The sequence below is a fragment of the Nocardia sp. NPDC051832 genome (assembly GCF_040681285.1).
Classification (GTDB): Bacteria; Actinomycetota; Actinomycetes; order Mycobacteriales; family Mycobacteriaceae; genus Nocardia.
This window is the reverse complement of the sequence record NZ_JBFAYL010000001.1, coordinates 892,052-910,649: the sequence shown is the minus strand read 5'-3', so window position 1 is coordinate 910,649 and position 18,598 is coordinate 892,052. Positions and strand designations below refer to the sequence as shown.

19 protein-coding genes are annotated in these 18,598 nt (G+C 66.9%); 15 read left to right on the top strand and 4 right to left on the bottom strand.

Going from position 1 to position 18,598, the window contains the following annotated elements:
* Positions 1 to 69 precede the first annotated feature (69 nt).
* The 13 genes from AB0M14_RS03920 to AB0M14_RS03860 all read left to right on the top strand — a co-directional run bounded on the left by AB0M14_RS03920 (position 70) and on the right by AB0M14_RS03860 (position 13,046).
* Positions 70 to 1,080: a DUF6779 domain-containing protein gene (locus tag AB0M14_RS03920; protein ID WP_364988492.1), complete on the top strand. Its 1,011-nt coding sequence runs from the start codon at positions 70 to 72 to the stop codon at positions 1,078 to 1,080.
* 136 nt (positions 1,081 to 1,216) lie between these two features.
* On the top strand, positions 1,217 to 2,152 hold the full coding sequence (locus tag AB0M14_RS03915) for a DUF2520 domain-containing protein (protein ID WP_364988490.1): 936 nt from the start codon (positions 1,217 to 1,219) through the stop codon (positions 2,150 to 2,152).
* A gap of 12 nt (positions 2,153 to 2,164) precedes the next feature.
* Entirely contained in the window at positions 2,165 to 3,094 is a 930-nt protein-coding gene (gene panC, locus AB0M14_RS03910; protein WP_364991272.1) for a pantoate--beta-alanine ligase, read from the top strand.
* 11 nt (positions 3,095 to 3,105) lie between these two features.
* Positions 3,106 to 3,525, top strand: a complete 420-nt coding sequence (panD, locus tag AB0M14_RS03905; protein ID WP_364988488.1) for an aspartate 1-decarboxylase — start codon at positions 3,106 to 3,108, stop codon at positions 3,523 to 3,525.
* Between the two features lie 31 nt (positions 3,526 to 3,556).
* Complete coding sequence (locus tag AB0M14_RS03900) at positions 3,557 to 4,351, top strand: type III pantothenate kinase (protein WP_364988485.1); 795 nt, start codon at positions 3,557 to 3,559, stop codon at positions 4,349 to 4,351.
* Positions 4,352 to 4,481: 130 nt separating this feature from the next.
* Positions 4,482 to 5,045, top strand: coding sequence for a cysteine dioxygenase family protein (locus AB0M14_RS03895; protein ID WP_364988483.1), 564 nt, complete (start codon positions 4,482 to 4,484; stop codon positions 5,043 to 5,045).
* On the top strand, positions 5,042 to 5,473 hold the full coding sequence (locus AB0M14_RS03890) for a rhodanese-like domain-containing protein (RefSeq protein ID WP_364988481.1): 432 nt from the start codon (positions 5,042 to 5,044) through the stop codon (positions 5,471 to 5,473). The genes AB0M14_RS03895 and AB0M14_RS03890 overlap by 4 nt, the downstream gene beginning before the upstream one ends.
* Positions 5,474 to 5,673: 200 nt before the next feature.
* Complete coding sequence (gene lysS, locus AB0M14_RS03885; protein ID WP_364988478.1) at positions 5,674 to 7,140, top strand: lysine--tRNA ligase; 1,467 nt, start codon at positions 5,674 to 5,676, stop codon at positions 7,138 to 7,140.
* Between the two features lie 151 nt (positions 7,141 to 7,291).
* Complete coding sequence (locus tag AB0M14_RS03880) at positions 7,292 to 7,651, top strand: Lsr2 family protein (RefSeq protein ID WP_364988476.1); 360 nt, start codon at positions 7,292 to 7,294, stop codon at positions 7,649 to 7,651.
* Between the two features lie 223 nt (positions 7,652 to 7,874).
* A complete protein-coding gene (locus AB0M14_RS03875) occupies positions 7,875 to 8,465 on the top strand; it encodes an FHA domain-containing protein (RefSeq protein ID WP_364988474.1) in 591 nt (196 codons plus the stop codon).
* Between the two features lie 141 nt (positions 8,466 to 8,606).
* Positions 8,607 to 9,263 (top strand): anthrone oxygenase family protein, encoded by a 657-nt coding sequence (locus AB0M14_RS03870; RefSeq protein WP_364988471.1) that lies wholly within the window; start codon positions 8,607 to 8,609, stop codon positions 9,261 to 9,263.
* Between the two features lie 347 nt (positions 9,264 to 9,610).
* On the top strand, positions 9,611 to 12,169 hold the full coding sequence (locus tag AB0M14_RS03865) for an ATP-dependent Clp protease ATP-binding subunit (RefSeq protein WP_364988469.1): 2,559 nt from the start codon (positions 9,611 to 9,613) through the stop codon (positions 12,167 to 12,169).
* Between the two features lie 205 nt (positions 12,170 to 12,374).
* Positions 12,375 to 13,046, top strand: a complete 672-nt coding sequence (locus AB0M14_RS03860) for a hypothetical protein (RefSeq protein WP_364988467.1) — start codon at positions 12,375 to 12,377, stop codon at positions 13,044 to 13,046.
* 66 nt (positions 13,047 to 13,112) lie between these two features.
* On the opposite strand, the gene AB0M14_RS03855 is transcribed toward AB0M14_RS03860, so the two are convergent.
* The 3 genes from AB0M14_RS03855 to AB0M14_RS03845 all read right to left on the bottom strand — a co-directional run bounded on the left by AB0M14_RS03855 (position 13,113) and on the right by AB0M14_RS03845 (position 16,066).
* On the bottom strand, positions 13,113 to 13,931 hold the full coding sequence (locus AB0M14_RS03855; RefSeq protein WP_364988464.1) for an LLM class flavin-dependent oxidoreductase: 819 nt from the start codon (positions 13,929 to 13,931) through the stop codon (positions 13,113 to 13,115).
* 77 nt (positions 13,932 to 14,008) lie between these two features.
* Positions 14,009 to 14,671: a response regulator transcription factor gene (locus AB0M14_RS03850; RefSeq protein WP_364988461.1), complete on the bottom strand. Its 663-nt coding sequence runs from the start codon at positions 14,669 to 14,671 to the stop codon at positions 14,009 to 14,011.
* Between the two features lie 18 nt (positions 14,672 to 14,689).
* Positions 14,690 to 16,066: a histidine kinase gene (locus tag AB0M14_RS03845; RefSeq protein ID WP_364988459.1), complete on the bottom strand. Its 1,377-nt coding sequence runs from the start codon at positions 16,064 to 16,066 to the stop codon at positions 14,690 to 14,692.
* 108 nt (positions 16,067 to 16,174) lie between these two features.
* Between AB0M14_RS03845 and AB0M14_RS03840 the strand changes: the two genes are divergently transcribed.
* Both AB0M14_RS03840 and AB0M14_RS03835 read left to right on the top strand, forming a co-directional pair.
* A complete protein-coding gene (locus AB0M14_RS03840) occupies positions 16,175 to 17,074 on the top strand; it encodes an ABC transporter ATP-binding protein (RefSeq protein ID WP_364988457.1) in 900 nt (299 codons plus the stop codon).
* Positions 17,071 to 17,919: an ABC transporter permease gene (locus tag AB0M14_RS03835; RefSeq protein ID WP_364988454.1), complete on the top strand. Its 849-nt coding sequence runs from the start codon at positions 17,071 to 17,073 to the stop codon at positions 17,917 to 17,919. Before AB0M14_RS03840 ends, AB0M14_RS03835 begins: the two co-directional genes overlap by 4 nt.
* 31 nt (positions 17,920 to 17,950) lie before the next feature.
* On the opposite strand, the gene AB0M14_RS03830 is transcribed toward AB0M14_RS03835, so the two are convergent.
* A complete protein-coding gene (locus tag AB0M14_RS03830) occupies positions 17,951 to 18,559 on the bottom strand; it encodes a helix-turn-helix domain-containing protein (protein WP_364988452.1) in 609 nt (202 codons plus the stop codon).
* Positions 18,560 to 18,598 lie beyond the last annotated feature (39 nt).

The following is an 18,598-nucleotide window of genomic DNA, read 5'->3' as shown; positions in this document are numbered from 1 at the left end:
AAGCAGGGCGGTCGGAATAATTCCGATAGTCCCTGTGCCTGCCGCGTCATCCGAGCTACCCTGGCGGGCATGGTTTCACCCTCCCGTACCAGCACTTCCCGGTCACGACGGGACCAAGCGGGAAAATTGTTCATCGGTTCGCTGATTCTGCTCGGTCTGGTTGCCAGCGTTTTCCTGGTCTTCAGCAACAGCTTGCAATTTGTCAGAATCGGCTTGGTCGCGGCGCTCTGGGCGGCCGTGATCGGCGCATTGGCCGCGACCCGGTACCGCAAGGAAGCCACGATCGATAAGGCCAAGGCACGTGACCTGCAGAAGGTCTACGAGTTGCAGCTGGAGCGCGAGGTGACCGCGCGGCGCGAATACGAGCTCGGCCTGGAGGCGCGGGTGCGCCAGGAGGTCGGCGCCGACGCCGCCGAAATGGCCGCTCTCCGAGCCGAACTCAGTGTGCTGCGGCACAGTCTGCAACGACTCTTCGACGGCGAGCTACCCGTGGAGCGGCCCGCGCTGCGCGCCGACGCCACCAGAATCCAGGAATTGCCGGGCGGTTCGGCCAACCCGGCGAACAATAGCTCCGCGAATGCCGACCCGTGGGTCATGGGCCTACCGGGCCCCGGCAGCGAGCAAATGCGCAGCAGTGTGACCCCCGTCTTCTCCCCGGATCATCCGGAGGCCCCGCAGTTCGCGAGTCCGTTCGACGAGCCGGTGACCGCCGAAACCCAGGCCGTCCCACGCGAATACGACAACATCGAAGACGCCGAGATCACCGACGAGCGCCGCTATCCCGATCCGGCCGCTGCGACGTGGGCCGACGCCTTCACCGAAGCCAAGGCCACCGAGCCCAGGGCCGCCGAGCCCAAGCCGGCGCCGCTGCGCCTGCCCCCGCCGGAGCAGCAGCCCGAGCCGCGTCCGGCCCCGCGTCCGCGCCCCACCACCACGGCCGCGCCCGCCCCGCACGTCGGCACGCCCTCCTCGCGCCGGCGCCGCCGGGTCGACGCGGACGCCGAATCCGGCAGTGCGCGCAAGCTCTCGGTCGCCGAGATCATGGCCAACCTCCAATCCGAGGAGAACGGCCGCGGCTAGAACGCCGTGAGTATCCCCACATCGAATCGGCCGAGACGCGGAGCGGCGGGCCAGCTATTCTCGTGACGTAACGTCTGGTACCCGCACGCCGGGACTGGAACGACATCTCGAGAGGACAATGTTGACCTCTAGAAGCATGACTTCTGACGGTGCTGGAGCCGACAGCTTCGACCCCGCGCCCGCACGCCTGACGGTGGGAATCGTCTCGGCGGGACGCGTCGGCTCGGCGCTCGGCGTCGCCCTGGAACGTGCCGGGCACGTGGTGTTCGGCGTCTCCGCCATTTCCGACGCGTCCGTGCACCGGGCCCGCACCCGGCTGCCCGATTCGGAGATCCTCCCGGTCGAGGACGTGGTGGCGCGCAGCGAACTGCTGCTGCTAGCCGTTCCCGACGCCGAGCTGGCCGGGCTGGTCCGCGGCATGGCCGCCGCCGGGGTGCTGCGCCCGGGCACGATCGTCGCGCACACCTCCGGCGCCAATGGCGTCGGCGTGCTCGCCCCGCTCGCGGCCCTCGGCGCGCTGCCGCTGGCCATCCACCCCGCCATGACCTTCACCGGTCACGACGAGGACGTGGCCCGGCTCGGCAACGCCTGCTTCGGCATCACCGCCGCCGACGACATCGGCTATGCCATCGCGCAGTCGCTGGTGATCGAGATGGGCGGCGAGCCGGTCCGCGTCGCGGAGGAGAACCGCACGCTGTACCACGCCGCGCTCGCGCACGGCAGCAATCACCTGGTCACCGTGATCGTGGATGCGGTGGCCGCGCTGCGTCAGGCCCTGGCCGGTCCCGGCCTGCTCGGTCAGCAGCTCGTCGACGAGCAGCCCAACGGGCTGGCCGAACGCCTGCTGGCGCCGCTCGCCTCGGCCGCGCTGGACAACGCGCTGCGCCGTGGCCAGGCCGCATTGACCGGTCCCGTGGCCCGCGGCGATACCGAGGCAGTCGCCGCGCACCTGCACGCGCTGCAAGCCGTCGACAGCCGGCTGGCCGCGGGCTACCGCGCCATGTCGCTGCGTACGGCCGAGCGGGCGCGGACCAATCCCGCTTTGATCGAGTTGCTGGAAGGACGTCCCTAGATGGATCCGAAATTGCGTGGCGCTTACCGTCCCGGCGAGCTGACCGTGCACCACGATCCCGCTGTGGTGTCCGCGATCAGCAAGGCCCTGCGCACCGTCGGCCGCACGGTCGGCTTCGTGCCCACCATGGGCGCGTTGCACGAGGGCCACCTCGCCATCGTGCGGGAGGCCAAGCGCCGCAACCGCGTCGTCATCGTCTCGATCTTCGTCAATCCGCTGCAGTTCGGCGCCGGTGAGGACCTCGACAAATACCCGCGCACCCTGGACGCCGACGTCGAGCTGCTGCGCGCCGAGGGTGTGGACGTGGTCTTCGCGCCGAGCGCCCTCGACATGTACCCCGACGGTCCGCGCACCACCGTGCAGCCCGGCCCCGTCGGCGCCGAACTGGAGGGCGCGAGCCGCCCCACGCATTTCGCGGGCATGCTGACCGTGGTCGCGAAGCTGCTGCAGATCGTGCGCCCGACCGAGGCGTTCTTCGGCGAGAAGGACTACCAGCAGCTCACCCTGATCCGGCAGCTGGTTCGGGACCTGAACTTCGACGCGACGATCGTGCCGGTGCCGACCGTGCGCGAGGCCGACGGGCTGGCGATGTCCTCGCGCAACCGCTTTCTCGATGCGGCGCAACGCGAATCGGCGCTGGCGCTGTCCGCGGCGCTGCTCGCGGGCAAGCTGGCCGGCGGGCTCGGGGCGGACGGCGTGCTGGCGGCTGCCCGTCAGGTGCTCGACGCCGCATCCGGCGTCGAGGTCGACTACCTGGAGCTGCGGTCCACCACCCTCGAACCCGCCCCGGTCACCGGCAACGCCCGTCTCCTGGTCGCGGCCCGGGTGGGCGCCACCCGCCTGATCGACAACGTCCCCGTTGTGCTCACGCCGACCAGCGCCGCTCTCGAAGCCGTTGCCGGCCAACCGAACTCGAATTCCCAGCCTGCCCAGGCGTCCTGAAAGGCATACCGATGCTGCGCACCATGATGAAGTCCAAGATCCACCGGGCCACCGTCACCCACGCCGACCTGCACTACGTCGGTTCGGTGACCGTCGACCAGGACCTGCTCGACGCCGCCGACCTGCTCGAGGGTGAACAGGTCGCCATCGTCGACATCACCAACGGCGCCCGCCTGGAGACCTACGTGATCGCCGGCGAGCGCGGCTCCGGCGTCATCGGGATCAACGGCGCCGCAGCGCATCTCGTGCACCCGGGCGACCTGGTCATCCTGATCGCCTACGCCCAGATGGACGAGCGCGAAGTCCGCGAGTACGACCCGAAGGTGGTCTTCGTCGACGACCGCAACCGCCAGGTCGAGCTGGGTTCGGACCCGGCGCACGCTCCGGAGGGCTCGGATCTGATCTCCCCGCGCGCACTGAGCTTCAACTGACAGAATTCCAATACTCGGGATCGGGTGAGCAATGCTGCTGACCATCGACGTCCGGAACACCCACGTCGAATTGGGATTGTTCTCGGGCTCCGGTAACCACGCGAAACTGGTGCGGCACTGGCGGTTACACACCAATCCGCTGCTGACCGCCGACGAATTCGCCATGCAGGTGCGCGGGCTGGTCGGCGAGCAGGTGGACCAGGTGATGGGCGTGGCCGCACTGTCCACCGTGCCGCCGGTGCTGCGCGAGATCCGGCTCATGCTGGAGCGGTACTGGCACCATGTGCCCAACATCGTGGTGGAACCCGGTGTGCGCACCGGCATTCCGCTACTGGTCGACAATCCGAAAGAAATCGGCGCCGACCGCATCGTGAATACCCTTGCGGCACATCATCAATTCGGCACGGCCGCCATTGTCGTCGATTTCGGAACCGCGACCACCGTGGATCTGGTCTCGGCCAAAGGCGAATTCCTGGGCGGGGTGATCGCGCCCGGCGTGGAGATCTCCAGCGAGGCGCTGATCGAGCGGGCCGCGCTGCGCCGGGTGGAGCTGGCCCGGCCGCGATCGGTGGTCGGCAAGAACACCGTCGAGGCCATCCAGTCGGGCGCGATCTACGGTTTCGCCGGCCTGGTGGACGGATTGATCGACCGGATCCGCGACGAATTCGACGCCTTCTCCGGTGACGACGTCGCGGTGGTCGCGACCGGCATCAGCGCGCCGCTCATCGTCCCGGAATCGGAGACCATCGAGCACCACGAGCCGCACCTGACCTCCGCCGGCCTGCGCCTGGTCTACGAGCGCAACCAGCAGCGTCGCAAGGTTTGACCAGCCCTGCTATAGTGCTGGCATGTCTTTCCGCGTGCGCACCCAGGAGTGTTGTCGAGGCTGATCCAGCCTCGACCGATCGAGGCTGACTTCAAGTCCCTCGACCGATCAAACTCCTGGAGATTCGCTCATGCGTTCTTCTGTTCTTTCCCTACCTGTCGCTGGCCGAACGTCCCCGGCGCCCGCGCTGGCCACCCGGCTGCGCCCGGCCGATCTGCTCCGGCTGACCGACGAAGGCGCCAACGACGTGCTCGCGGGGAAGTTCGACCAGCTGCTGCCCGCCGATGGTGTCTGGCCGGTCGAGGAGCGCTGGGCCACCCGCCTGGCCGCCGATGACGAGGTCGATATCTGGCTGATCAGCTGGACCCCCGGTAAGTCCACCGAATTGCACGACCACGCCGGCTCGCTCGGCGCACTCACCGTATTGAGCGGCGCGCTCGCGGAATTCCGCTGGGATGGCACGCAATTGCGGCGGCGCGTCTTGTCCGCCGGTGATCAGGCCGCTTTCCCGATCGGCTGGGTGCACGACGTCGAGCACACCCCCGATCCCGCGGGACTGGGCGACCCGACGCTGAGCGTGCACGCCTATTCCCCGCCGTTGACCGCCATGTCCTATTACGAGGTGACCGATCACGGCACTTTGCGGCGCACCCACACCGTCCTCACCGACCAGCCCGAAGGCGATATCCGATGACGCATTCGACCATTGACCAGATGCTCGACAAGGCCCGCACCCGGCTGCGCCGGCGCTACGTATTCGAATTGCCCGAGGCCCTGGGTCGCGGCGCGATTCTGGTCGACATCCGGCCGCAGGCGCAGCGTGATCGCGAGGGCACGCTGCCCGGCGCCCTGGTGATCGAACGGAATGTCCTGGAATGGCGCCTCGATCCCACCAGTTCCGCCCGGCTCGCCCTGGCCGCAGACCACGACGTGGAATGGATCATCGTCTGCTCGGAGGGCTATACCTCCAGCCTGGCCGCGGCCTCGCTGCAAGAACTCGGCCTGCACCGTGCTACCGACTTGATCGGCGGCTATCAGGCGCTCAAAGCCGCCGGGCTGATCAGCATCGCCGTGACCGCGCCGCACTTCGCCCGTGAGGTCCAGTCGCTGGCCTCGTTGTAATCCGATGGCGGCACAACGGGTTTCGTTAAGAGACGGCTAATTCTGGCAAACTGCCCGGGCACCTTAAAAACGATTTCCGGTGCCCGCTAGTGTTAGCGGACGTGAGCACCGAGAACCCGCCTTCGTCCGGTCGCTCCGCAGGTAAGGGTCCTGCGGGGCAATCCAGTCGTCCCGCTCCGGAAGCAGATGTTCCGGAGCAGATGCGGATTCGCCAGGACAAGCGCGCGCGCCTGCTCGCCGCGGGTACCGAGGCTTATCCGGTGGTGGTCGCGCGCACGCATACCCTCGCCGAAATCCGGGCCGCCCATCCGGAACTGGAGCCGGGCGCCGAGACCGGTGTGCAGGTCGGCGTCGTCGGCCGCGTCATTTTCGTGCGCAATACCGGAAAGCTATGTTTCGCGACGCTGCAGGAAGGTGACGGCACCAAGCTGCAGGCGATGATCAGCTTGAACGGTGTCGGTGCGGAAGCGCTCGCGGCCTGGAAGTCCGATGTCGATCTCGGCGACTTCGTGTTCGTGCACGGTGAGGTCATCTCCTCGCGAACCGGCGAATTGAGCGTCATGGCCGATTCCTGGTCCATGTCCGCCAAGTCGCTGCGGCCGCTGCCGGTGGCGCACAAGGAGCTGAACGAGGAGTCGCGGGTCCGGCAGCGCTATGTCGACCTGATCGTCCGCCCCGAGGCCCGGGAAATGGCCCGGACCAGGGTCGCTGTCGTGCGGGCGCTGCGTACCGCGCTGGAGCGGCGGGGCTTCCTCGAGGTCGAGACGCCGATGCTGCAGACGCTGCACGGCGGCGCCGCGGCCCGGCCGTTCGTCACCCATTCCAATGCCCTGGATATGGATCTGTTCCTGCGTATCGCCCCCGAGCTGTTCCTCAAGCGCTGTGTCGTCGGCGGCCTGGAGAAGGTCTTCGAGATCAACCGGAACTTCCGTAACGAGGGCGCCGACTCCACGCATTCGCCGGAGTTCGCGATGCTGGAAACCTACGAGGCGTACGGCACGTACGACACCTCCGCGGTGATGATCCGGGAATTGGTCCAGGAAGTCGCTCAGGAGGCGTTCGGCACCCAGGTCCTGACCCTCGCCGACGGCACCGAATACGATCTCAGCGGCGAGTGGGCAACCGTCGAGATGTACCCCTCGCTGTCCGATTCGATCGGTGTTTCGGTCACTCCGGAAACAACTGTCGAGGAATTACTGAAGCTCGCCGATCGAGTCGGCTTGGAAATTCCGGAAGGCAAAGGCTACGGTCACGGCAAACTTGTCGAGGAACTGTGGGAACACGTCTACGGCGACAAACTGTATGCGCCGACTTTCGTGCGTGACTTCCCGGTCGAGACCTCGCCGCTCACTCGTCAGCACCGCAGCAAACCTGGAGTTACCGAAAAATGGGACCTCTATGTACGCGGCTTCGAGTTGGCAACGGGCTATTCGGAGTTGGTGGATCCGGTCATCCAGCGCGAGCGGTTCGTGGACCAGGCCAGGCTCGCCGCACAGGGTGACGACGAAGCCATGGTCCTCGACGAAGACTTCCTTGCCGCGATGGAGTACGGTATGCCACCGACGACGGGAACCGGTATGGGAATCGATCGCTTGTTGATGGCACTGACGGGATTGGGAATCCGCGAAACGATACTGTTCCCAATTGTGCGTCCGGTCACCCGCTGAGCACGCTGTAGCGACTGCTTGTCAGGTCGCTCGAAAAGGTCGGATTCAAAAGTTCAGATCCCGTCTTGGAATTTTCCGAATTCGAGGTATTCTTGCCTCGGGTAATCGGCCTAGTATGCGGGTCGCACGATTTCGAGAGGACGTTCATCTCATGGCAAAGAAGGTCACCGTTAGCCTGATCGACGATGTCGATGGTGAGTCCATCGCGGACGAGACCATCGAGTTCGCGATCGACGGTGTGTCGTACGAGATCGATCTGTCGACGGCAAATGCGGCGAAGCTGCGCGACGGACTGGATCAGTGGGTTTCCAGTGCTCGCCGGGTGAGCGGGCGTCGCCGGGTGAAGGCTGCCGCGGGCGCTACCGCCGCCCCGAAGAGCCGGGTTTCCATCGATCGTGAACAAAGCGCGGCAATTCGCGAGTGGGCGCGCCGGAATGGACACAAGGTGTCCGCGCGCGGCCGCATCTCAGCCGACATCACCGATGCTTACAACAAGGCATCGAAGGGCTGAAGTTCTTTTCTTCAACTGCCGCCCAGGCAAATCGTGCGACGCCGGGGCGGCAGTGTTGTATCTATAGGCCGCCGGCATGGCCGCCGGATCCGGGTTCGCTGCGATCTTGCTAGTGGGTACCTCTAGGCGGCACCATGGGTACTGTGTCGTGGTCACTGATCGTATGGAGAGTTGAGGTACCTGCGCAGTGACGGGTTCTTTCGTCGGGTCTTTGCTCCGCTTCATGGATGAGACGGGTGCGTGGCAGGAGTTCATGCTCGCCCCCGAGCAGCAGCGGATCACCATCGGCCGTTCCGTCCATGCCGACCTGTCCATGCCCTGGGACGCCGAGGTGTCCCGATTGCACGCTGCCGTGGAATACCTGGGCGCGCACTGGACCATCGTCGACGACGGCCTCTCCCGCAACGGCACCTTCGTCAACGGTGACCGGCTGGCCGGCCGGCGCCGGCTGATGGCCGGCGACAAGATTCGCGTCGGCAGTTCCATGGTGGAATTCCGGCACTACGGCGCCGTCGCCGACGATCCCACCCGCACCGCCACCGCGACAATGCCGACCCTGCGCTCGCTCACCGATACCCAGCGCTCGGTGCTGGTCGCGCTGTGTCGTCCGTACAAGAACGGCGCCGGTTTCGCGACGCCCGCCTCCAATCAGCAGATCGCCGAGGAATTGTTTCTCAGCGTCGACGCGATCAAGACCCATCTGCGGGTGCTGTTCGCCAAGTTCGGGGTGGAGAACCTGCCGCAGAACCAGAAGCGGGTGCGCCTGGCGGCGTTGGCGATGCAGAGCGGCCTCATCTCTGATAGAGATCTCTGAGCCACGCCACCCCGCGTGGACGATGACGTAAGTAGCCGAGCGCCTGAACCATGGCTGCTCCCGCCGGAAAACGGTTGACTTATCTCATCGCCGGACCGAACGAAACGGCCAGGTCCGGGCTTCTCAGGCAGGAGATTTTCTATGAACGCGCTTCGTATCGCCGCGCTCGTTGCGGCCGCGCTGGCTTCGGGCTTGATCGGTGGTGTCTTCTACGCCTACGCGATCTCGGTGATGCCCGCGCTGAACCAGAGCGACGACCGCACCATCGTCGGGGTCATGCAGAAGATCAACGTGGTGATCATCAACCCGTGGTTCATGATCGGCTTCATGGGCACCGTCGGCTTCAGCATTCTCGCGGCGGCGCTGCACCTGGGTAAGGACCACCGCGCCACGCTGGTTTGGATCGGAATCGCGTTGCTGCTCAACGTGATCGCCTTCGCGGTCACCGCCGGCCTGAACGTGCCGCTCAACGAGCAGCTGGCCGCCGCCGGCGATGTCGGCCAGATCCAGAATCTGGCCCAGGTCCGCGCCGATTTCGAATCGTCTTGGGTGCGTTGGAATATCGTCCGCGCGGTGCTGCACACGCTGGCGTTCCTGGTGCTGTGCGGCGCGCTGTTCGCCGCGGGCATCCAGCACGGCAAGAACGCCGCCGCGGCGGCCCCGGCCGCGGGTGCGGTGCCCGGTCAGTTCTCGGCGCCGTCGAACCCGCCGACCCGTCCGTTCAGCGCTCAGCAGAACACCGCGCAGTACGGCGGCGGGCAGTACCAGGCGGCGCACCCGGTCCAGGGCCGGATCTAGCCGGAAAACTATCCCCTCCGATTGCTCCCCGCGCTGTGGACGGCGCGGGGAGCTCGGTGTATGCAGGATATGTCCGGGTCGGCTCCGTGCTGCGGGATCCCCAGGTCGATGTTCGCTGTCGGCAAAACCTGGTCGGAAACGAAACTCGCAACGCTCACGTTATGAGTGAATGACCGTGCTGTCGCTGGTCACCAATAGGGTGGACTGGAGGCGGCCTGTACCCCTGCCAACTAGAGTGGGAGGCAGGGGCCGCAACCCCCGGGCTTCATGGCAGGCTGACGACCACAGGTTGAATGCACTGAAGCGTCGGACGCCAGTGAAGGCTTGAGCAGGAGAGTGAGGGAGCGATGTTCGAGAGGTTCACCGACCGCGCGAGGCGTGTCGTTGTCCTGGCCCAAGAAGAGGCCCGGATGCTCAACCACAACTACATCGGCACCGAGCACATCCTGCTTGGGTTGATTCACGAGGGCGAGGGCGTCGCGGCGAAGTCGCTGGAATCGCTCGGCATTTCGCTCGAGGGTGTACGTAGCCAGGTGGAAGAGATCATCGGCCAGGGCCAGCAGGCCCCGTCCGGGCACATTCCGTTCACCCCGCGGGCGAAGAAGGTCCTCGAGCTGTCGCTGCGGGAAGCGCTGCAGCTCGGCCACAACTACATCGGCACCGAGCACATCCTGCTCGGCCTCATCCGCGAGGGTGAGGGCGTGGCGGCGCAGGTGCTGGTCAAGCTGGGCGCCGACCTGAATCGCGTGCGCCAGCAGGTTATTCAGCTGCTGTCCGGGTACCAGGGCAAGGAGCCGGTCGAGTCCGGCCCGCGCGGTGAGACGGGTACGCCGTCCACCTCGCTGGTGCTCGATCAGTTCGGCCGCAATCTGACCCAGGCCGCGCTGGAAGGCAAGCTCGACCCGGTCATCGGCCGCTCGAAGGAAATCGAGCGGGTCATGCAGGTGTTGAGCCGTCGTACCAAGAACAACCCCGTCCTGATCGGCGAGCCCGGTGTCGGTAAGACCGCGGTCGTCGAGGGCCTGGCCCAGGCTATCGTCAACGGCGAGGTCCCGGAGACCCTGAAGGACAAGCAGCTCTACACCCTCGACCTGGGTTCCCTGGTCGCGGGCAGCCGCTACCGCGGTGACTTCGAAGAGCGCCTGAAGAAGGTGCTCAAGGAGATCAACACCCGCGGCGACATCATCCTGTTCATCGACGAGCTGCACACGCTCGTCGGCGCGGGTGCCGCCGAAGGCGCCATCGACGCGGCCTCGATCCTGAAGCCGAAGCTGGCCCGTGGCGAGCTGCAGACCATCGGCGCGACCACCCTCGACGAGTACCGCAAGTACATCGAGAAGGACGCCGCCCTGGAACGCCGCTTCCAGCCGGTGCAGGTCGGCGAGCCGACCGTCGAGCACACCATCAACATCCTGAAGGGCCTGCGCGACCGCTACGAGGCCCACCACCGGGTTTCCATCACCGATGGCGCGCTGGTGGCCGCGGCGACCTTGGCCGACCGCTACATCAACGACCGGTTCCTCCCGGACAAGGCGATCGACCTGATCGACGAGGCGGGCGCGCGCATGCGCATCCGCCGGATGACCGCTCCGCCGGACCTGCGCGAATTCGACGACAAGATCGCCGATGCGCGCCGGGAGAAGGAAAGCGCCATCGACGCGCAGGACTTCGAGAAGGCCGCGCGGCTGCGCGACAAGGAGAAACAGCTCGTCGCCAAGCGGGCCGAGCGCGAAAAGCAGTGGCGCTCCGGTGATCTGGACGTCGTGGCCGAGGTCGACGACGAGCAGATCGCGGAGGTGCTGGCCAACTGGACCGGCATCCCCGTCTTCAAGCTCACCGAGGAGGAGACCACCCGTCTGCTCCGCATGGAGGACGAGCTGCACAAGCGGATCATCGGCCAGGAAGACGCCGTCAAGGCCGTCTCCAAGGCGATCCGCCGCACGCGCGCCGGTCTGAAGGATCCCAAGCGCCCCTCGGGCTCGTTCATCTTCGCCGGTCCGTCCGGTGTCGGTAAGACCGAGCTGTCCAAGGCGCTGGCGAACTTCCTGTTCGGCGACGACGACGCGCTCATCCAGATCGACATGGGCGAGTTCCACGACCGCTTCACCGCGTCGCGGCTCTTCGGTGCCCCTCCGGGCTACGTGGGTTACGAAGAGGGCGGCCAGCTCACCGAGAAGGTGCGCCGCAAGCCGTTCTCCGTCGTGCTGTTCGACGAGATCGAAAAGGCGCATCAGGAGATCTACAACACCCTGTTGCAGGTCCTCGAGGACGGTCGCCTCACCGACGGCCAGGGTCGCACGGTCGACTTCAAGAACACCGTGCTGATCTTCACCTCGAACCTGGGCACCTCGGACATCTCCAAGGCGGTCGGCCTGGGCTTCACTCAGTCCAATGCCGAGGGCTCGAACTACGAGCGGATGAAGCTCAAGGTCAACGACGAGCTGAAGAAGCACTTCCGCCCCGAGTTCCTCAACCGCATCGACGACGTCATCGTCTTCCACCAGCTGACTCAGGATCAGATCATCCAGATGGTGGACCTGATGATCAGCCGCGTCGAGAAGCAGCTGAAGAACAAGGACATGGCGCTGGAGCTGTCCGCACAGGGCAAGGCCCTGCTGGCCAAGCGTGGCTTCGACCCCGTGCTCGGTGCCCGGCCGCTGCGCCGCACCATCCAGCGCGAGATCGAGGATCAGCTGTCGGAGAAGATCCTCTTCGGCGAGATCGGCCCCGGCCAGACCGTCATGGTCGACGTCGAGGGCTGGGACGGCGAAGGCACCGGTGACAAGGCGAAGTTCACCTTCACCTCCAAGCCGAAGCTGACCAAGGCCACCATCGAGGACAAAGCGTCGGATCTGGTTGTCCTGACCGGCGCCGGCGAAGGTGAGGCCGCCGCCGCGGGCGAGTAAGCACAGCTGAAAGGGCCCGCCCGCACTGGATTCCAGTGCGGGCGGGCCTTTTTTGGGCACTGTGCATTGTGTCGCCCATCACATTGTTGTCGATTCAAGACCGTTCTCGGCTATGAATATCCGTGTCGATCTAGTTATGAACAACTTCGATTCGACTGGGGCACAAAGCAATCCAGGGGGATCGTTGTCGGGAGGGAAATTCATCATGTTCCGTGAAACAGTCATGCGCGCAGGCCGTAAGGTCCTCACCGGCGTGCTGCCATTTGCCGTGGTGGCCACTTTCGCCGGTGCGGGCACCGCGTCCGCGACCGACTACGCCGCGCAGCAGGCGCGGTGGGCGGAAAACCTGGTGGCGTCGGGGATCGCCGACGGCATCGATTTCAAGACCACGGTTGCTCCGGACCTGAGCACCATTTCCACTGCGCTGACCAACGGCACGTTCAAGCTGACCGCCGACTCGTCGGCCGTGAACGTCGAGTCCACCACGGGCGCCAAGGTCACCGAGTTCCCGCTGTCGCTGAAGACGGTCGCCGGTAACACCATTCCGCTGACCCCGCAGATTTCGGCGGACGGCAAGACGCTGGCGGTTACCCCGCAGGTGTCTCCGGAATTCGCCGCGGAGCTGAAGGCCGCTGATCTGAAGAGCATCGCGACCAACCCGGGGGCGGGCAACTCGGATCCGGTGGCGAACGGCGCCGCCGCCGGCGCGGTGGTCGGTCTCGTCATCGGCGGCATCTTCTGCGTGCCCATGGTCCTGACCATCGTCGGTATCCCGCTGTGCGCGGTCAGCCTGATCGGCAACGCGTTCTGGGCCGCGGTGATCGGCGCGGTCGTGGGCGCGGTCGCTCCCCAGGTGATCCCGCAGATCCTACCCTGATGATCGGCGGCTGAGACCGGTTGAAACGGCCCGCTCCCCTTGGTTTCCAAGGGGAGCGGGCCTTTTTCATGCCGATTTCGCGAAAGCCGCGAGCGTCGGCTCGAAGGCCCGAGCTATTTCGCCGGGCACGATCAGCTCGTCGATGCCGTATTTCTCGCGCCGATAGTCGAGAACTTCGACCGCGGTGGCCGGATCCAGCAGACCCGCCGCCCCCGAGCCGCGCAAACCTTCGGCGGTGAGCCCGAGGTGCGCTCCGAGGTAGTGCGGCAACCGATCCCCGAAGCCGACGAGCTGATGGGTGAAGCGGATATCGCGATCGGTGTTGTCCCGGACGATTCGCACCATCTCGGCCAGCTCCGATTCGGTGGCCTGTGGTTGTGCGGCGAGCAGGATCCGGTCCGCGATTCCCGCCGCGTCGGCGAGCATCCGCGAACCATTCGCGGCCACAATGATTTCCGGTGACGGATCGATTTGGGTGCGGACCATGGCAGCGATCTCCAGCAGTTGGTTTCGCCGCCGTCCGGCCGAATCCCAAGGCATACCCAGTTTTTCGGCCTCGGCCGCCGCGTCGGGCCGCCCGACGCCGATGCCCAGCTCGAATCGGCCAGCCGAAAGCAATTGCAGCGCGGCGACTTCTCGCATCAGTGCACCCGGGTGGCGCAGCGGCACCGCCAGTACATTGGGCCGCAGCCGCACGGTACTGGTCACCGCGGCAGCGGCAGCCAAGGCGGGAAATGGTGACGGCGTGTACAGCGTGTCGGGCAGCAGAATGGTTCGATATCCCTTCCGTTCCGCGTCTTGTGTCGCGCGTACCCATTCGTGCCCGGAGCGGGGCACCAGGATGATGCCGAATTTCATGGTCTCGGGTCGAGTCTGAATGTCCATGGCTCAACCATCCTCAGGATGCGGAGCTCGAACATCGGTCGTGAGACGACACCTGCGCTACGTATTCGCGCGTATGGCTATTGCCAGCCGGGGCGGACCATGCCGGACTCGTAGGCCATGACTACGAGCTGGGTGCGGTCGCGGGCGCCGAGTTTCATCAGGATGCGGCTGACGTGGGTGCGGGCGGTGGCGGGGCTCATGAACAGGCGTTCGCCGATTTCGGCGTTGGTGAGGCCCTCGGCGACCAGGGCCATCACTTCGCGTTCGCGGTCGGTCAGCTCGGCGAACTCGGCGGGCGGGGGTTGTTTCGCGTGGGCGGAGAATTCGGCGATCAGGCGGCGGGTGACGCCGGGGGAGAGCAGGGCGTCCCCGGCGGCTACGACGCGGACGGCCCGGACCAGGTCGGCGGGTTCGGTGTGTTTGACCAGAAAGCCCGTCGCGCCGGAACGCATGGCCTCGAAGACGTATTCGTCGAGCTCGAAGGTGGTCAGGACGACGACTTTCACCTCGGCGAGTTGGGGGTCCTCGGCGATCATCCGGGTGGCGGCGAGGCCGTCGAGGATGGGCATCCGGATGTCCATCAGAACCACGTCGGGGGCCAGCGTGCGGGTCATGCGAACGGCTTGTTCACCGTTGTCGGCTTCTCCGATCACCTCGATGCCGTCCTGCGCGTTGAGCAGCGCGACGAAACCGCCGCGGACCAGCGCCTGATCGTCGGCGACCAATACCCGTATGTTCACGATGCCCTCCCGGTTCCGCTAATCCTGCGCCGACGACCCGCCGGATGTCGCCGATTCCGCGCGGTCGCGGGTGTGGATCGGCAGCCGGGCCGCGACCCGGAAGCCGCCGCTGGGGCGCGGGCCGGCGGTCAGCGCGCCGCCGAGGGCGTGCGCGCGTTCCCGCATGCCGACGATGCCGTTCCCGCCGGAGGCGGCGCGGGGCTGGTTGCCGAGGGGGCGGGTGTTGTCGATGGTGATGTCGACCGATTCCGCCGTGTAGCGGACGGTGACGGCGGCGTCGGCGCCGGGCGCGTGCCGGGCGACGTTGGTCAGCGATTCCTGGATGATGCGGGCCGCGGCGACATCGATGACGCTCGGCAGCTTCTGCGGTTCGCCGATGATCCGGGTGGTGATCGGCAGGCCGGCCGTGCGGCTGCGCTGCAGCAGCGCGTCCAGGTCTTCGATACTGGGGGCCGGGGCGCGCGGCGCGGGGCGGGGTTCGGCGGGGCGGGGTTCGGTGGGGCGCTCCTGGGCGGCCGCCCTGGCCATGCGGCGCTGACTGAACTCGTCGACCCGCGAATCCGGTTCTTCGGCAACGGGTTCGGTCACACCGCCGGTGCGAATGGTTTGCAGCAGCGTATGCACCTCGGCGAGCGCTTCTTTGCTGGCGGTCTTGATCGCCGCGAGCGCGGAGGCGGCCTGCTCGGGCTTGCGGTCGAACAGTTCCAGCGCCACCGAGGACTGCACATTGATCAGCGAAAGACTGTGTGCCAGAACATCATGCAGTTCGCGGGCGATGGCGAGGCGTTCCTCCCCGGCCCGGCGTTCCCGCTGTGCTTCCTCGTCTCTGCGGGCCGCCAGGGCCCGCTGTCTGCGCGCGTCCAGCACGGCGCGGCGCTGCCGGATGCCCTCGGCGACGCAGACCAGCACCGTCATCCAGGCCATCAGGCCGAACACCTGCCAGCCGTTGGTGTCGTGCCCGAACCAGCCGGGCACCGGCCAGACCAGCAGCAGATACCCCGCCGGCACCAGGGGATAGGTCCACCAGCGGGATCCGACCACCGCGGCGGTCAGGAACGCGACGATCAGCGAGAAGAAGATCGGCCCGTAGCCGTAGCCGAGGGCCAGGTAGAGCACGCAGGCGAGGAACGCGATGGGCAGCACCGCCATCGGGAAACGACGGCGGAACAGCAGCGCGACCGGTCCGGCGAGCAGCAGAAGGTAACCGAGCCAGTCCAGCGACTGTGCCCCGGCCTGCCCGATATTGGCGCCACGGCCCCCCACGACCTGTACGACCGCAAGGACCAGTACGAGAACCAACGCCCACCCGTCGCCCGACCACCGCCCCTCGTGGAATCGCTTCGCGATGCTGGGCTTAACGACCCAGCCACGTTTCGAAATGTCCGGCGCCTTCACGCTCTCAGCCTATGCGGATCGGGCTCGTTCGGCGTGCGCCGCAGTACGTATGTCGAACGTCGCCGCGCGGCGGATGTGGCGGCGCGCCCGGGGCCGGATTCTCGACCTATGACAGATTCCATCGTGGTCACCGCAGGGCTGACCAAACGCTACGGCACCATTACCGCCGTCGACGGCGTCGCCATGCGCGTCGAAGCCGGCGAGATCTACGGCTTCCTCGGCCCGAACGGGGCGGGGAAGACGACCACGTTGCGCATGCTGGTCGGCCTGATCCGCCCGAGCGCGGGCTCCGCGACGGTACTCGGACGGGCGCCGGGCGATCCGGATGTGCTGCGGCGCATCGGCGTACTCATCGAAGGCCCCGGCTTCTATCCGTATCTCTCCGGCCGCGACAACCTGCGCGTGCTGGCGAAATACCGCGGTCTCGGCCGCGCCGACGTCGAGGACGCGCTCGACCGGGTCGGCCTGGCCGCCCGCGCCGACGACAAATTCCGCACCTACTCGCTCGGAATGAAGCAGCGCCTCGGCGTCGGCGCGGCCCTGCTCGGTCATCCCGACCTGCTGATCCTGGACGAACCGACCAACGGCCTGGACCCGGCGGGCATGGCCGAGATGCGCGAGCTCATCACCGCGCTCGCCGGCGACGGCCACACCGTGCTGCTGTCCAGTCACATGCTCAGCGAGGTACAGGAGATCTGCGACCGGGTCGGGGTGATCTCCGGCGGCACGTTGCGCACCGAAGCCACGGTGTCCGAATTGCGTGGCGCGGCTTCGGTTCTGGTGCGTGCGGAGCCGCTGGAACTGGCCTTCCCCGCGGTGCGGGACGCCCTGGGCGGCAACGCGCTGCTGACCTCCGGCGGAATTCGCGTGGACGCGGGTCCGGACACGGCGCCCGAGGTGGCGCGTGCGGTCGTCGCGGCCGGCGCGGACCTGCTGGAACTGCGGGTCGACGAGAAATCCCTGGAAGAAGTCTTTTTCGAGCTGACCGAATTGGAGACGGTGAAATGAGAGATCTCCTGGCGAGCACCAGAGCGGAAATGCTGCGGCTGCGGAAATGGCCGGCGTTCTGGATCATTCTCGGCACCTGGATTCTGCTGAATCTGACCTTCAGCTATCTGTTCAACTATCTGGCCTACACCGGCGGCGAGCAGAGCGCGATGTCGGACAATCTCCCGAAAGACGTTCTGCTGCAACAGATGTTGCCCGCGGCGGTGCCGGAGGTGTTCACCCAGGGCATGGCGATGTTCGGCGGTGCGCTGATGCTGATTCTCGGGGCGCTGGTACTGGGCAGCGGCTACGGGTGGGGTACCTGGAAAACGGTGCTGACCCAGGGGCCGTCGCGGAGCGCCGCGATCGGCGGGGTGGTGGCGAGCCTGGCCGCGGTGGTTGTGTCGCTGGTGCTTGTGGCCTTCCTGGCCGACCTGGCGGTGGCCGCGCTCATCGCGGTGTCGCAGTCGCAGTCGCTCGCGCTGCCGGCGCTGACCGCGTCGCTGCACGGAATTCTCACCGGCGTGCTGATTCTCGGAATGTGGACGCTCGCGGGAGCGTTGATCGGCACCGTCGCCCGCGGACCCGCGCTGGCGGTCGGCTTGGGCCTGGTGTGGGTGCTGGTGGTGGAGAACCTGCTGCGGGGCGTCTCGGGTCTCTTCGGACCGCTGGAGACGGTGACCGATCATCTGCCCGGTTCCGCCGCGGGTTCGCTGGCGGGGGCGATGCGCACCGTGGACGGGCCGGCGACCCCGGGGGTGCTCGACCTGCTTTCCCGTAGTGAATCACTGGTTGTGCTGAGCGTCTACCTCATGGTGTTCACGGTGGGGACCATGTGGCTGGTCCGGCGCCGGGACCTCGTCTGAGCGCATCCGAAAACCGCTGGCGGCCAGGCTGTCAGCGGTTTTCGCCGAGTACCCGATGGGCAAGCCGCTGGAGCCCGGCGATGATCTCCGCGTTGCCGAGACCGCGTTCGCGCTGGTTCAGATAGACCTCGGCGGCCAACGGCGCGAGCAAGGGCTCGACCAGCGAATCCGCCTCCGGCACACCGGCTTCGCGCAGCAGCGCGAGCACGTGCACCCGCCAGAACTGGTAGGCCCCGGTGCCGAATCGGGCGCTGCCGATTTCGGCGCCGAGCACGAGATGCGCGTGGCCGTCCAGTAATTCGACCATCGCGGCGTAGAACGCGGCGAGCCGTCCGGCGGGCGGTGCGCCCGGTCCGAGCGGCGGGTCGCCACGCAGCAGCCGTTCCTGGAGGACGCGCTCGTGCTCGTCCAGCAGCGGCACCGCGATCGCCCCGATGTTCGGGAACCGCCGGTACAGCGTGCCCCGGCCGACGCCGGCGGCCTTGGCGATGTCGTCCATGGTCACCGTGCGGGGATCGCGCGCGGCGAACAGCTCCGCCGCCGCGGCGAGGATCTTGCCCCGGTTGCGGGCCGCGTCCGCCCGCTCGATCGGCGCGGAGTCGCCAGTCGAGGCGAGCATGTTGCGATCCGCTGGGTGCATAGCGTTCACCGTAACCTCCGGAATAAGTGGACACAATGT

Bases quoted from the DNA above. Each gene is read 5' to 3' on its own strand.
- AB0M14_RS03920 (WP_364988492.1), top strand. From the start codon at position 70: ATGGTTTCACCCTCCCGTACCAGCACTTCCCGGTCACGACGGGACCAA.
- AB0M14_RS03915 (WP_364988490.1), top strand. From the start codon at position 1,217: ATGACTTCTGACGGTGCTGGAGCCGACAGCTTCGACCCCGCGCCCGCA.
- panD (WP_364988488.1), top strand. From the start codon at position 3,106: ATGCTGCGCACCATGATGAAGTCCAAGATCCACCGGGCCACCGTCACC.
- AB0M14_RS03900 (WP_364988485.1), top strand. From the start codon at position 3,557: ATGCTGCTGACCATCGACGTCCGGAACACCCACGTCGAATTGGGATTG.
- AB0M14_RS03895 (WP_364988483.1), top strand. From the start codon at position 4,482: ATGCGTTCTTCTGTTCTTTCCCTACCTGTCGCTGGCCGAACGTCCCCG.
- AB0M14_RS03890 (WP_364988481.1), top strand. From the start codon at position 5,042: ATGACGCATTCGACCATTGACCAGATGCTCGACAAGGCCCGCACCCGG.
- lysS (WP_364988478.1), top strand. From the start codon at position 5,674: ATGCGGATTCGCCAGGACAAGCGCGCGCGCCTGCTCGCCGCGGGTACC.
- AB0M14_RS03880 (WP_364988476.1), top strand. From the start codon at position 7,292: ATGGCAAAGAAGGTCACCGTTAGCCTGATCGACGATGTCGATGGTGAG.
- AB0M14_RS03875 (WP_364988474.1), top strand. From the start codon at position 7,875: ATGGATGAGACGGGTGCGTGGCAGGAGTTCATGCTCGCCCCCGAGCAG.
- AB0M14_RS03870 (WP_364988471.1), top strand. From the start codon at position 8,607: ATGAACGCGCTTCGTATCGCCGCGCTCGTTGCGGCCGCGCTGGCTTCG.
- AB0M14_RS03865 (WP_364988469.1), top strand. From the start codon at position 9,611: ATGTTCGAGAGGTTCACCGACCGCGCGAGGCGTGTCGTTGTCCTGGCC.
- AB0M14_RS03860 (WP_364988467.1), top strand. From the start codon at position 12,375: ATGTTCCGTGAAACAGTCATGCGCGCAGGCCGTAAGGTCCTCACCGGC.
- AB0M14_RS03855 (WP_364988464.1), bottom strand. From the start codon at position 13,931: ATGGACATTCAGACTCGACCCGAGACCATGAAATTCGGCATCATCCTG.
- AB0M14_RS03840 (WP_364988457.1), top strand. From the start codon at position 16,175: ATGACAGATTCCATCGTGGTCACCGCAGGGCTGACCAAACGCTACGGC.
- AB0M14_RS03835 (WP_364988454.1), top strand. From the start codon at position 17,071: ATGAGAGATCTCCTGGCGAGCACCAGAGCGGAAATGCTGCGGCTGCGG.
- AB0M14_RS03830 (WP_364988452.1), bottom strand. From the start codon at position 18,559: ATGCACCCAGCGGATCGCAACATGCTCGCCTCGACTGGCGACTCCGCG.